This window comes from Acidovorax sp. CF316, from assembly GCF_000276605.1.
Taxonomy (GTDB): Bacteria; Pseudomonadota; Gammaproteobacteria; order Burkholderiales; family Burkholderiaceae_C; genus Acidovorax.
This window is the reverse complement of sequence record NZ_AKJX01000216.1, coordinates 1-11,148: the sequence shown is the minus strand read 5'-3', so window position 1 is coordinate 11,148 and position 11,148 is coordinate 1. Positions and strand designations below refer to the sequence as shown.

Here is an 11,148-nt window from a genome sequence, read left to right as displayed (position 1 = left end):
GGGAGGGGGACGCCCCCAGTGCGGCGGGGCGGCCCTTGCACGGGGGCACTGGCCTTGGCCGCGTCGGTTTTATACGTCGCGAGTGGCGCGCAGCGCCATGAGCAATTGATACCTTGCTGTCCCATACTGTTTTAACCTGTCACCTGAAGGAGTCCACCATGTTCAATTCCCTGCAAAACCCCCTGGCCCTGGCCTCGCGCCTGCTGCTGGCCGCCCTGTTCCTGCCCGCCGGCATCGGCAAGCTCACCGGCTTTGCCGGCACCGTGGGCTACATCAGCTCGGTCGGCCTGCCCATGCCCACCGTGGCCGCTGCCATCGCCGCCGCCGTGGAGGTGCTGGGCAGTCTGGCGCTGATCTTCGGCTTCGGCACGCGCTTTGCCGCGCTGGCGCTGGCGTTCTTCACGCTGGTGGCCAGCTTCTTCTTCCATGCCTACTGGGCCCTGCCGGCCGACAAGCAGATGATGCAGCAGCTGATGTTCTTCAAGAACGTGGGCGTCGTCGGCGGCCTGCTGGCCCTGGCCGCCTTTGGCGCCGGTGCCTGGAGCGTGGACGCGCGCCGTTCTTCCCGCTGACGTCGCCATCCTGCGGCATGATGGCGCTTTGACCTTGCAAGGAACCGCCGCATGCCGCAGATCGCCGTCGTCTACCACTCGGGCTATGGCCACACCCAGCGCATGGCCCAGGCCGTGGCCGATGGTGCGGGTGCCGAGCTGATCGCCATCGATGCGGACGGCGGCCTGCCCGAGGGCGGCTGGGAAAGCCTGGCGGCCGCCAGCGCCATCATCTTCGGCTCGCCGACCTACATGGCCGGACCGAGCTGGCAGTTCAAGCGCTTTGCCGACGCATCGTCCAAGCCCTGGTTCAGCCAGGCCTGGAAGAACAAGCTGTTCGCCGGCTTCACCAACAGCGCCGCCACCAATGGCGACAAGCAGATCACGCTCGACTACCTGTTCCACCTGGCCATGCAGCATGGCGGCCTGTGGGTGGGGGCGGGCGTGCTGCCGTCGAACTCCAAGACCGCCACGCGCAACGACGTGAACTGGCTGGGTGCCTACAGTGGCGCCATGGCCCAGTCGCCGTCGGACGCCTCGGCGGGCGAGATGGCCCCGGGCGACCTGGACACCGCGCGCGTGCTGGGTCAGCGAGTGGCCGAGCTGGCGGCCCGATTCCACCAAGACTGACACCAACCCCACGATCACAGGAGCTCACACCATGCCACGATGCCATCGCCTTCGCGCCCTCACCGCTGGAGGACGTCCATGAGCGCCGTCCTGCGCCTGTCCGGCCACGCCAAGGACCTCGGCGGCGGCTTCACCGTGCGGCGTCTGCTGCCCGCCGTGCAGTGCCGATCGGTCGGGCCGTTCATCTTCTTCGACCACTTCGGCCCGGTGTCGGTGGTGCCCGGCGCGGCGCACGACGTGCGGCCCCATCCGCACATCGGCCTGGCCACGGTGACCTACCTGTTCTCCGGCGCCATCATGCACCGCGACAGCCTGGGCCATGTGCAGCAGATCGAACCCGGCGCCATCAACTGGATGACGGCCGGCAAGGGCATCGTGCACTCCGAGCGCCGGCCCGAGTCGCTGGCGGAAACCACCTACGTGAACCACGGCATCCAGCTGTGGGCGGCCCTGCCGGTGGCGGCCGAGGAGGTCGATGCCTCGTTCGTGCACACGCCGGCCGCGGCGATTCCCGAGGTGCAGGTGGGCGAGGCCGTGGTGCGCGTGCTGATCGGCACGGCCTTTGGCCAGACCTCGCCTGTGGCCACCTATGCACCCACGCTGTACCTGGACGTGCAACTGCCTGCGGGCGCGGTGCTGGAGCTGCCGGCCCTGGCGCAGGAGATGGCGCTCTACCCGGTGGATGCCGACCTGTCGCTCAATGGCGAGCCGCTGGTGGCCCAGACCCTGGCGGTGCTGCCCGCAGGGGCTGCGGCGCCCATGCGGCTGCAGGCTGGCGCCAGCGCCGTGCGCCTGATGCTCATTGGCGGCGATGCGCTCGACGGCCCGCGCCACATGTGGTGGAACTTCGTCTCCAGCCGCAAGGAGCGCATCGTCCAGGCGGCCGCCGACTGGGAGGCCGGCCGCATGAAGCCGGTGCCGGGAGAAACGGAATTCATCCCGCTGCCGGAGCACCGCTTCCGCGCGGATTGAGCAAAGGCCTGAAAGGCCTGGTCAGGCCTTTTCCGGCGTGTCCGTGGAGAGGTCGGCAGCCAGCACCCGGCGCTCGTCGAAGACGAAACAGCCGCCGTGGTAGTGGGCGCCATCGGTTTCCTCGAAGTACTTGAGGATGCCGCCTTCGAGCTGATAGACGTGATCGAGGCCTTCCTCGCGCATGAGGATGGCCGCCTTCTCGCAGCGGATGCCGCCGGTGCAGAAGCTCACCACGGTCTTGTCGGCCAGCTCGGCCTTGTGGGCGCGCAGGGCCGGCGGGAACTCGGTGAACTTGTCGATGCGCCAGTCGATGGCGTTGTCGAACGTGCCCTCGTCCACCTCGAAGGCATTGCGGGTATCCAGCGTCACCACCTCGCGGCCTTCGTCGTCATGGCCTTGCTCCAGCCAGCGGTGCAGCGTGGCCGGCGTCACGGCCGGGGCGCGGCCGGTGGAGGGCTGGATCGTGGGGTGGTCCATGCGGATGATCTCGCGCTTGACCTTGACCAGCATCTTGCGAAACGGCACCGTGTCCGACCAGCTCTCCTTGGGGGCCAGGTCGGCAAAGCGTGCGTCGGTGCGCATGGTGTCGACGAAGCCGCGCACCGCGTCGGCCGTGCCCGCCAGGAAGAAGTTGATGCCTTCCTCGGCCAGCAGGATCGTGCCCTTGAGCTGCGCCGCCAGCGCACGCTCGTGCAGCAGGTCGCGCAGCGCCTGCGCATCGGGCAGCGGCACGAACTTGTAGCAGGAGATATTGAGGACGTCGTTCATCACGGCGATGGCCTGTTGTTCACACGGAATGGGAAAAGGAGGGGTCCGCCAGGCGGCATTCTCCTGGCGGCGGGCCCTGATTGTCGCGCGGCGGCCGGCGGTGGCTTGCCCGCCGGGCCGTCAGACCGTAGGTACCAGCAGCGTGGTCTCGATCTTGTTGGCCAGTTGGGCAATGGCCAGCGAGGCCGGACAGCCCGGTGTATTGAGCAGCAGCAACTGGCGGCGCATCACGGCGTCGCGCACCGAGGGGTCGGCCGGGATGTCGCCCATGTGGATCAGGCGCACGGCACGGCCCGATTCGGTGCTCACGAAACGGTCCAGCACCTGCTGCAACTGGCTGGTGATGGCCCGGCCGTCGCCCGGGCGGGCCGCCTGGTTGATCACCATGCGCACATGCTGGCGCTTTTGCTGCATGGCCAGCACCTTGATGGCGGCGTAGGCGTCGGTCAGCGAGGTCGGCTCGGGCGTGGCCACGATCAGCACCTCGGAGGCCAGCGAAATCGAGAACAGCACCACGTCCGAGATGCCGGCCCCGGTGTCCAGCAGGATCACGTCGTAGTTCGGCGCGATCGCCTGGATCACGTTCAGGAACTGGTTGCGCACCTCGGGCGTGAGGCGCGAGTACTCCACCATGCCCGAGCCGGCCAGCAGCACCGCGAAGCCGCCGGGCGCCTGGATGATGGCGTCCTCGAGCAGGGCCTTGCCGGTGAACACGTCGTGCAGCGTGATCTTGGGGTGCAGGTTGAGCACCACGTCGAGGTTGGCCAGGCCCAGGTCGGCATCGAGCACCAGCACGCGCTGGCCGCGCCGCGTGAGCGCCGCTGCCAGGTTGGCCGACACGAAGGTCTTGCCCACGCCGCCCTTGCCGCTGGTGATGGCAATGATGCGCGCACCGGTGGCCGCCGCGCCGGGTGGGCGTCCAGGCGAGGGTGGGGCGTCGGAGGATGTGGGTGGGGGGGACAGCGCGTCGCTCATCTTCTAACTTTCAGTTGGCGCTGCCTGTTGGGTCCAGCGGGGGCAGATCGCCCCAGCCCGAGGGGGTGTACAAGGGGCCGAACAACAGGCTCTTTTCTTCGGCACTGACGGTGCTGTCGGGCTGCTCTTCGATGCTCACCCGGTTGCGGCCCGACGATTTGGCCTGGTAGAGCTGGTGGTCGGCCCGGTCGGTCCACAGCAGGGTGGTCGAGCGGATCCATTGCAGGGCGAAGGCCCCGCCGACGCTCACCGTGACATTCAGCTCCACGGAGGGCGAAATCCTGACCGGCGTATTGGCCACGGCGCGGCGGATGCGCTCGGCCACCACCTTGCCAAAAGCCGCCTGGCAGGCGGGCAGCACCACGGCGAACTCCTCGCCGCCATAGCGCGCCAGGGTGTCCATGGGGCGCACGCAGGCGCTCAGGGTGCGCGCCACCGACTGCAGCACCACATCGCCCGCCAAATGGCCGTGGGTGTCGTTGACCGCCTTGAAGTGGTCGATGTCCAGCATCAGCAGCAGGGCCGCCTCGCCAGAGCGCGTCACGCGGTCGATCTCGCGTTCGAGCACGGCGCGAAAATGCCGACGGTTGGCCAGCCCGGTGAGGGGGTCCTTGAGGGAAAGCTCGCACAGACCGTCGATCAGGCCTTGGAGGTAGCGGGACGGCGCTTCGCGTTGCAGGGACGCTTCGCTGCCGACCGCCTGCGCCACGAGCGCGTGTGCAATGTCCAGGCGCAGATCGCGCAGGTCTACGAGATGAGAGGCCGCAGAGTCAGACACAAATGGATAGGGCAGAGTTCGTTGAGTGTAGCAGCGAGGCGGGGCCGGGAACCCGTTTCAGGGGATTTTGAGCGGGTTTCCGGGAGCAGGGGCATTTGCCGGTATCTGCTGCAGCACCAGCAGCGCCTCGGCATCGGTGCGGTACATCTGCAGCCCCGGGCCGGGCTCGAGCAAACCGGCCCGGCGCAGCACCTGGTCCACCGGCAGCTTCATGCCGCTCACGTGCAGGATGCCGCCGCGCGCCTGCATCAGGGCGCGCAGCGTGGCAAAGGTTTCAACCCCGGTGATGTCGATGCGGTTGATGGGCTGGGCCATGAGGCACAGGTGGGTGATTTCGGGCTGGATGGCCAGGTGGTCCGTCACGTGCCGCTCCAGCGCGCTGGCGGAGCCGAAATCGAGTTCCGCATCCATGCGCAGCGCCAGCAGGCGGGGTGCCAGGGGCGGCAGGTGCCACAGGTGGCGGTCGCGCAGGCTGCCGTCGGGGTGCAGGCCCACCTCGATGATGCGCGGGTGCAGGCGCTGGTACAGAAAGTGGCTCAGGTTCATCACCAGCCCGACGAGCACGCCCCAGTACATGCGCGGCGCGGTGGCCAGGGTCAGCGCAAAGGTCACGCCGGCCATCATGGCCTCGACGCGGGAGATGCGCCACAGGCGCAGCAGGGTGGCCGGCTTGATGAGGCTGGTCACGGCCGTGATCACCACGGCCGCCAGCACCGACTGCGGCACGTGGTAGAGCGCGGGGGTGAGCCACAGCAGCACCACCAGCACCAGGGCGATGGCGAACACCGTGGCCCAGCCGGTGCGCGCGCCGGCATACAGGTTGATGGCCGAGCGCGAGAACGAGGCGCTGGTGGCAAAGCTGCCGCACAGCCCGCTGCTGATCTTGGCCAGGCCCTGGCCGATCAGGTCCTGGTTCTCGTTCCAGCGCTCGCCCGAGCGCTGGCTCTCCACCTTGGCGCTGGAGGCGGTTTCGAGAAAGCTCACCAGCGTGACCACCAGCACCGGCATCACCAGGGCGGAAAACTGCGACCAGGACAGCAGGCCCGGCCAGTACAGGGAGGGCAGCCCCTCGGGCAGGGTGCCCACCACGGAGCCGCCGCCGTCGGCGTAGCCCAGCGCCCAGCTCAGCGCCCCGGCGGCGCCCACGACCACGATGGCGGCCGGAAAGTTCGGGCGCCAGCGCCGGGCCAGCACCAGCAAGGCCAGGCTGCACACGCCGAAGGCCGCTGCCACCAGGTCGAAGTGGCCCAGCGACGGGGTGGACCAGAGCGCCCCGAGGTCCGAGCGCAGGCCGGTGAAGGCGCGCAGCTGCGAGGCCAGGATCAGCAGGGCCGCTGCCTGGGTGAAGCCGCTGAGCACCGGCGAGGTCACCAGGTTGAGCAGCCAGCCAAAGCGGGCCACCCCCATCACCAGCTGCAGCAGGCCCGAGAGCAGGGCCATCCACGCCGCCAGGGCCACCCATTGCGCACTGCCGGGCTCGGCCAGCCCGGTCAGGGAGGCGCCGATCAGCAGGCTGGTGAGCGCCGTGGGCCCTACGCCCAGCCGGGTGGAGGAGCTGAACAGCACGGCCACCAGGGCCGGGATCAGCGAGGCATAGATGCCGGTGACCAGCGGCATGCCCGCCAGGGCTGCATAGGCCACGCCCTGCGGCACCAGCATCAGCCCCACGGTCATGCCCGCGGAAAACTCGCCCTTGAGGAGGTGGCGGTCGGGGCGGGGCCAGGCGAGAAAGGGAAACCAGCGGGACAGGGACGGCAGGGAAGGCATGGCCCCGATTGTCGCCCGCCCGGCAGGCCTGCCTGGTGTCCTACAGCCACTTCGGAGCTCTCCGACCCGCGGCGCGGGCCCGGCTGCCTAAAGTACCAACCATGTTCTCAACCGCAAGGAGTTTTCCCATGAACACCGCACAGACCGCACAGCGTTCCACCCACCGCATCGCCAGCGTGCTGGCCGTCAGCGCCCTGGCGCTGGGCCTGGCTGCTTGCAGCAAGACCGAGGATGCCACCGTGGGCCAGCGCCTGGATTCGGCCGTTGGCCGCACCGAGCAGGCTGCCACCGACGCCCGCATCAAGGCCGAGGCCGCCATGCAGAACGCCGAAACCAAGGTGCAGCAAGGCTCGCAGACTGCGATGGAAAAGATCGACGACGCGACCATCACGGCCCAGGTGTCCGCCGGCCTGGCCAAGGACCCCGACCTGAGCGCCATCAAGATCAACGTGGACACCGTGAACGGCTCCGTGACGCTCAACGGCCCTGCCACCACGCCCGCTGCCAAGGAGCGTGCAGAGACGATCGCCAGCGCCGTGAAGGGCGTAACCTCGGTCAACAACCAGTTGACCGTGACACCGAGCTAAGGCACGGCCGTACCTGACGGCTTGCAGCGGGCCCCGGGACTGTAAAGAGACCGGACCCCACGCGCACCGGGCAGGGATGGACTTCCGACCCGCCAGTCGGGCAGCGAGCAGGCTGCCTCCTTCATCTTCATTGCGAGGACTGGCACTCGAAGACCGCCCGGGCAAGTGATGCGTGCAACGCAAGCCCTCGGCCATGCCCTGGCCTTTGCCTGCCCCCCGAACAGGGGCCACGGCAAAGGGGCCGCGCCGCACAAGCTGACCCTTGTGCGGCGCGCTACCATTGGCTGCATGCAAGACCATGCCACCGACATCGCCTCCCGCCTCGTCCACCACGACTACCTTCCGCCCGCGGGATTCCAGGCCCCCCAGACCGCCGTCTACAAGGCCTCGACCGTGATCTTCCCCAACGTGGCCGCCATGCGCAGCCGCGAGTGGAAGGACAAGAGCGGCTACACCTATGGCCTGCACGGCACCCCCACCACCTTCATCCTCGAAGAGCGCCTGTGCGCCCTGGAAGGCGGCCTGCAGTGCCTGCTGGTCCCCAGCGGCCTGGCGGCGATCGCCAACGTGGCGCTGGCCCTGCTCAAGCCTGGCGACGAACTGCTGATCCCCGACAACGTCTACGGCCCGAGCAAGGACCTGATCCACGGCGAGCTGCGCCGCTTCGGCATCGGGCATGCGGTCTACGACCCGCTGGACCCGGCCGACCTGGCCGCGCGCATCACGCCCGCCACGCGCCTGGTGTGGCTCGAAGCGGCCGGCTCGGTCACCATGGAGTTCCCCGACCTGTGCGAGCAGGTGCGCATCTGCCGCGCGCGCGGCGTGACCACGGCGCTGGACAACACCTGGGGCGCGGGCCTGGCCTTCGCGCCGTTCGACCTGCTGGGGGATGGATCCCTGGGCGTGGACATTTCCGCGCATGCGCTCACCAAGTACCCCAGCGGCGGCGGCGACGTGCTCATGGGCAGCATCGTCACACGCGATGAAGCCCTCCACATGAAACTCAAGCTCACCCACATGCGCCTGGGCCTGGGCATCGGCGGCAACGATGCCGAGGCGGTGCTGCGCTCGCTGCCCAGCATCGGCCTGCGTTACCGCGCGCACGACGAGGCGGCGCGCAGCCTGGCGCAGTGGCTGCAGCAGCAGCCCGCAATCGCCCAGGTGCTGCACCCGGCATTGGCGGGTGCGCCGGGCCATGCGCAGTGGGCGGCGCTGTGTGGCGCGGCCTATGGTGGCGCAGGCGCGGCGGCGGGCCTGTTCAGCGTGCTCGTCGATGCGCGCCACAGCCAGGAGCAGGTCGACGCCTTCTGCGACGGCCTGCGCCTGTTCAAGCTGGGTTACAGCTGGGGTGGGCCCATGAGCCTGGTCGTGCCCTACGACCTGGCCCGCATGCGCAGCCGGCCGGCGGCCCATCTGAAGCCCGGGACGCTGGTGCGGTTTTCCATCGGGCTGGAGGCGGTGGAGGATCTGCGCCAGGACCTGCTGCAGTCCCTGCAGCGGGCCTTTGCCCCCGCTTGACGGGCGCGGGGGTATGTCGGCAAACAGGGGCCTAGCTGTTACAGTGGGTCTCTACTTCAGGAAGCAAACACCTTGGCAACACCCAACTACGGATACGAAAAGCGCCAGCGCGAGCTCGCCAAAAAACAAAAAAAAGAAGAGAAGCTGCGTTCCAAAACCCAGCGCAGGCCGGATGACCCACAGGGTGACCAGCCTGCCGGTGGCAATGGCGACGGCGCTCCAGGCGCCAACCAGCCCACGGGCGCAGAAGGCGGCTGAGCCTTCGACCGCCGTGTCCGGCAACCCGCCGCGCCACCAAGGCAGCAGGCAGGTCCGCAGGCACGGCGCTCAGCGCAGCAGCTTCTTCAGCTCTGGCCACACGTTGGCCAGCATCTGCGGGTGCGCCTCTGCACGCGGATGGATGCGGTCCGCCTGGAACAGGCGGGTAGGGTCCGGGCCATCGGCCACGCCCTTGAGGAAAAACGGCACCACGGCCACCTTCTTGGCCTGGGCCACGGTGGTGAACAGGCCGGCAAACCGGTTGGCATAGTCGGTGCCATAGTTCGGCGGCACCTGCATGCCCACCAGCAAGACCTTGGCCCCGGCCTTTTGCGCCGCATCGGTCATGGCAGTCAGGTTCTCTTCGGTATTTTTCAGCGGCAGGCCGCGCAGTGCGTCATTGCCGCCCAGCTCGATCACCACCACGGCAGGCTTGTGTTGGGCGAGCAGGGCGATCAGGCGTGAACGCCCGCCCGACGTGGTCTCGCCGCTCACGCTGGCATTGACCACGCGGCGCTCGATCTTTTCTTCCTGCAGGCGCTTTTCCAGCAAGGCCACCCAGCCGGCGCCGCGGGCCAGGCCGTACTCGGCACTCAGCGAGTCGCCCAGCACCAGGATGGCTGGCGCGGAAGATGCTGGTGCTGTGGCCTGGGCCCATGCGGCGGGGGCGCAAATCCCTGCCAAACCCAGGATGCCTGCCGAGAGGATAAAGTGGCGCCGATACTGCAGATCTCGAATCAAAGCGAAGAACCTTTCATGTCCGAATCTTCCCCATCGCCCGTGACCCCCATTATTGCCGTCGAACACGTCTTCAAGTCGGTCACGGATTCGACCGGTACGCTGGACATTCTGCGGGATATCGATTTCCGCCTGGCGCCGAGGGAAACAGCGGCCATCGTGGGCGCGTCGGGCTCGGGCAAGAGCACGCTGCTGTCCATCATCGCCGGCCTGGATACCCCCACGCGCGGCACGGTGCGCCTGGACGGGCATGACCTGTTCGCCATCGACGAGGACGAGCGTGCCGCGCTGCGCGCGCAGAAGGTCGGCTTCGTGTTCCAGAGCTTCCAGCTCATGGGCAACCTCACGGCGCTGGAGAACGTGATGCTGCCGCTGGAGCTGGCCAACCGCCGCGACGCACGCAAGGCCGCTGCCGACATGCTGGCCCGCGTGGGCCTGGGCCAGCGCCTGTCGCACTACCCCAAGGTGCTGTCGGGCGGCGAGCAGCAGCGCGTGGCACTGGCGCGCGCCTTCGTGGTGCACCCGGCGGTGCTGCTGGCCGATGAGCCCACGGGCAGCCTGGACTTCGCCACGGGCGAGACCATCATGCAGCTCATGTTCGAGCTCAACCGCGAACAGGGCACGACGCTGGTGCTGGTCACGCACGACCGCGGCATCGCCGCGCGCTGCGAGCGGCGCATCACCATCGATGCCGGCCAGGTCGCCGAGAACTGATTTTTGAGGCCGGATGGCGGCCTGCTCGACGCTATTAAAAGAATAGCTCTTGCGGGCAACCGATAATCGGGGGATGTCCTCCCCCAAAGTTCTTTTCGGCTTCCACGCCGTGGGCGTGCGTCTGAAGACCGCGCCGAAATCCGTCATCGAGATCTACTATGAGGTCACGCGGCGCGATGCGCGCATGCGCCAGTTCCTCGACCGGGCCCGCGAAGCCGGTGCCCGCCTGATCGAAGCCGACAGCGAGCGCATTGCCAAGCTGGCCGGCAGCCATGGCCACCAGGGCGTGGCGGCGCGCGTGGAGCCCGTGGCCCAGATCACCTCGCTCGACGAGCTGCTGGAGAACCTCGAGGCCGCCGGTGTCGAGAACCCGCTGCTGCTGGTGCTCGATGGCGTGACCGACCCGCACAACCTGGGCGCCTGCCTGCGCGTGGCCGACGGTGCTGGCGCCCATGCCGTCATTGCCCCCAAGGACCATGCCGTGGGCATCAATGCCACGGTGGCCAAGGTGGCCAGCGGCGCGGCCGAGACCATGCCGTACTTCATGGTCACCAACCTGGCGCGCACCCTGGGCGAGCTCAAGGAGCGCAACATCTGGTGCATCGGCACCAGCGACGACGCGCCCAAGACCGTCTACCAGGTGGACCTGAAGGGCCCCGTGGCCCTGGTGCTGGGCGCCGAGGGCGACGGCATGCGCCAGCTCACGCGCAAGACCTGCGACGAACTGGTCAGCATCCCGATGAAGGGCGCGGTGGAAAGCCTCAACGTGTCCGTGGCCAGCGGCGTCTGCCTCTACGAGGCCCTGCGCCAGAGGACGTGAACACCCCCTGAGTCGCTTCGCGCCTTCACCCCTCTCTCGCCTCGCTGCGCGATGCGGGAGGGGGACGCCCCC

The 11,148-nt window shown here is 68.5% G+C and carries 13 protein-coding genes; 8 read left to right on the top strand and 5 right to left on the bottom strand.

Features of this window, described 5'->3' with window-relative positions:
• The first annotated feature begins 158 nt into the window (after positions 1 to 158).
• The 3 genes from PMI14_RS26640 (at position 159) to PMI14_RS26630 (ending at position 2,153) form a co-directional block, all read left to right on the top strand.
• A complete protein-coding gene (locus PMI14_RS26640; RefSeq protein WP_007859314.1) occupies positions 159 to 572 on the top strand; it encodes a DoxX family protein in 414 nt (137 codons plus the stop codon).
• Positions 573 to 623: 51 nt separating this feature from the next.
• Positions 624 to 1,181, top strand: a complete 558-nt coding sequence (locus PMI14_RS26635; protein WP_007859312.1) for a flavodoxin family protein — start codon at positions 624 to 626, stop codon at positions 1,179 to 1,181.
• Positions 1,182 to 1,259: 78 nt separating this feature from the next.
• Complete coding sequence (locus tag PMI14_RS26630; protein WP_007859310.1) at positions 1,260 to 2,153, top strand: pirin family protein; 894 nt, start codon at positions 1,260 to 1,262, stop codon at positions 2,151 to 2,153.
• 21 nt (positions 2,154 to 2,174) lie between these two features.
• On the opposite strand, the gene PMI14_RS26625 is transcribed toward PMI14_RS26630, so the two are convergent.
• From PMI14_RS26625 to PMI14_RS26610, 4 genes are all read right to left on the bottom strand, one after another.
• Positions 2,175 to 2,921 carry a sulfurtransferase gene (locus PMI14_RS26625; protein ID WP_007859309.1) on the bottom strand — a complete coding sequence of 249 codons (747 nt, stop codon included), beginning with the start codon at positions 2,919 to 2,921 and terminating at the stop codon, positions 2,175 to 2,177.
• A 120-nt stretch (positions 2,922 to 3,041) separates the two neighbouring features.
• Complete coding sequence (locus tag PMI14_RS26620; protein WP_007859308.1) at positions 3,042 to 3,896, bottom strand: MinD/ParA family protein; 855 nt, start codon at positions 3,894 to 3,896, stop codon at positions 3,042 to 3,044.
• 10 nt (positions 3,897 to 3,906) lie between these two features.
• Positions 3,907 to 4,674 (bottom strand): GGDEF domain-containing protein, encoded by a 768-nt coding sequence (locus tag PMI14_RS26615; protein WP_007859307.1) that lies wholly within the window; start codon positions 4,672 to 4,674, stop codon positions 3,907 to 3,909.
• 57 nt (positions 4,675 to 4,731) lie between these two features.
• Positions 4,732 to 6,441, bottom strand: coding sequence for a SulP family inorganic anion transporter (locus PMI14_RS26610; RefSeq protein ID WP_007859306.1), 1,710 nt, complete (start codon positions 6,439 to 6,441; stop codon positions 4,732 to 4,734).
• Between the two features lie 128 nt (positions 6,442 to 6,569).
• Here PMI14_RS26610 and PMI14_RS26605 point away from each other — a divergent pair, with 128 nt between their 5' ends.
• The 3 genes from PMI14_RS26605 (at position 6,570) to PMI14_RS34425 (ending at position 8,804) form a co-directional block, all read left to right on the top strand.
• A complete protein-coding gene (locus tag PMI14_RS26605) occupies positions 6,570 to 7,028 on the top strand; it encodes a BON domain-containing protein (RefSeq protein WP_007859305.1) in 459 nt (152 codons plus the stop codon).
• 288 nt (positions 7,029 to 7,316) lie between these two features.
• Positions 7,317 to 8,546 carry a PLP-dependent transferase gene (locus PMI14_RS26600; protein WP_035205914.1) on the top strand — a complete coding sequence of 410 codons (1,230 nt, stop codon included), beginning with the start codon at positions 7,317 to 7,319 and terminating at the stop codon, positions 8,544 to 8,546.
• A 72-nt stretch (positions 8,547 to 8,618) separates the two neighbouring features.
• Complete coding sequence (locus PMI14_RS34425) at positions 8,619 to 8,804, top strand: hypothetical protein (RefSeq protein WP_081497407.1); 186 nt, start codon at positions 8,619 to 8,621, stop codon at positions 8,802 to 8,804.
• Positions 8,805 to 8,873: 69 nt separating this feature from the next.
• On the opposite strand, the gene PMI14_RS26590 is transcribed toward PMI14_RS34425, so the two are convergent.
• Positions 8,874 to 9,545: an arylesterase gene (locus PMI14_RS26590; protein ID WP_035205909.1), complete on the bottom strand. Its 672-nt coding sequence runs from the start codon at positions 9,543 to 9,545 to the stop codon at positions 8,874 to 8,876.
• Positions 9,546 to 9,560: 15 nt separating this feature from the next.
• Here PMI14_RS26590 and PMI14_RS26585 point away from each other — a divergent pair, with 15 nt between their 5' ends.
• A complete protein-coding gene (locus tag PMI14_RS26585) occupies positions 9,561 to 10,256 on the top strand; it encodes an ABC transporter ATP-binding protein (RefSeq protein ID WP_007859298.1) in 696 nt (231 codons plus the stop codon).
• A 73-nt stretch (positions 10,257 to 10,329) separates the two neighbouring features.
• Complete coding sequence (gene rlmB / locus PMI14_RS26580) at positions 10,330 to 11,076, top strand: 23S rRNA (guanosine(2251)-2'-O)-methyltransferase RlmB (protein ID WP_007859295.1); 747 nt, start codon at positions 10,330 to 10,332, stop codon at positions 11,074 to 11,076.
• Positions 11,077 to 11,148 lie beyond the last annotated feature (72 nt).

Bases quoted from the DNA above. Each gene is read 5' to 3' on its own strand.
- PMI14_RS26640 (WP_007859314.1), top strand. From the start codon at position 159: ATGTTCAATTCCCTGCAAAACCCCCTGGCCCTGGCCTCGCGCCTGCTG.
- PMI14_RS26635 (WP_007859312.1), top strand. From the start codon at position 624: ATGCCGCAGATCGCCGTCGTCTACCACTCGGGCTATGGCCACACCCAG.
- PMI14_RS26630 (WP_007859310.1), top strand. From the start codon at position 1,260: ATGAGCGCCGTCCTGCGCCTGTCCGGCCACGCCAAGGACCTCGGCGGC.
- PMI14_RS26625 (WP_007859309.1), bottom strand. From the start codon at position 2,921: ATGAACGACGTCCTCAATATCTCCTGCTACAAGTTCGTGCCGCTGCCC.
- PMI14_RS26620 (WP_007859308.1), bottom strand. From the start codon at position 3,896: ATGAGCGACGCGCTGTCCCCCCCACCCACATCCTCCGACGCCCCACCC.
- PMI14_RS26610 (WP_007859306.1), bottom strand. From the start codon at position 6,441: ATGCCTTCCCTGCCGTCCCTGTCCCGCTGGTTTCCCTTTCTCGCCTGG.
- PMI14_RS26605 (WP_007859305.1), top strand. From the start codon at position 6,570: ATGAACACCGCACAGACCGCACAGCGTTCCACCCACCGCATCGCCAGC.
- PMI14_RS26600 (WP_035205914.1), top strand. From the start codon at position 7,317: ATGCAAGACCATGCCACCGACATCGCCTCCCGCCTCGTCCACCACGAC.
- PMI14_RS26585 (WP_007859298.1), top strand. From the start codon at position 9,561: ATGTCCGAATCTTCCCCATCGCCCGTGACCCCCATTATTGCCGTCGAA.
- rlmB (WP_007859295.1), top strand. From the start codon at position 10,330: ATGTCCTCCCCCAAAGTTCTTTTCGGCTTCCACGCCGTGGGCGTGCGT.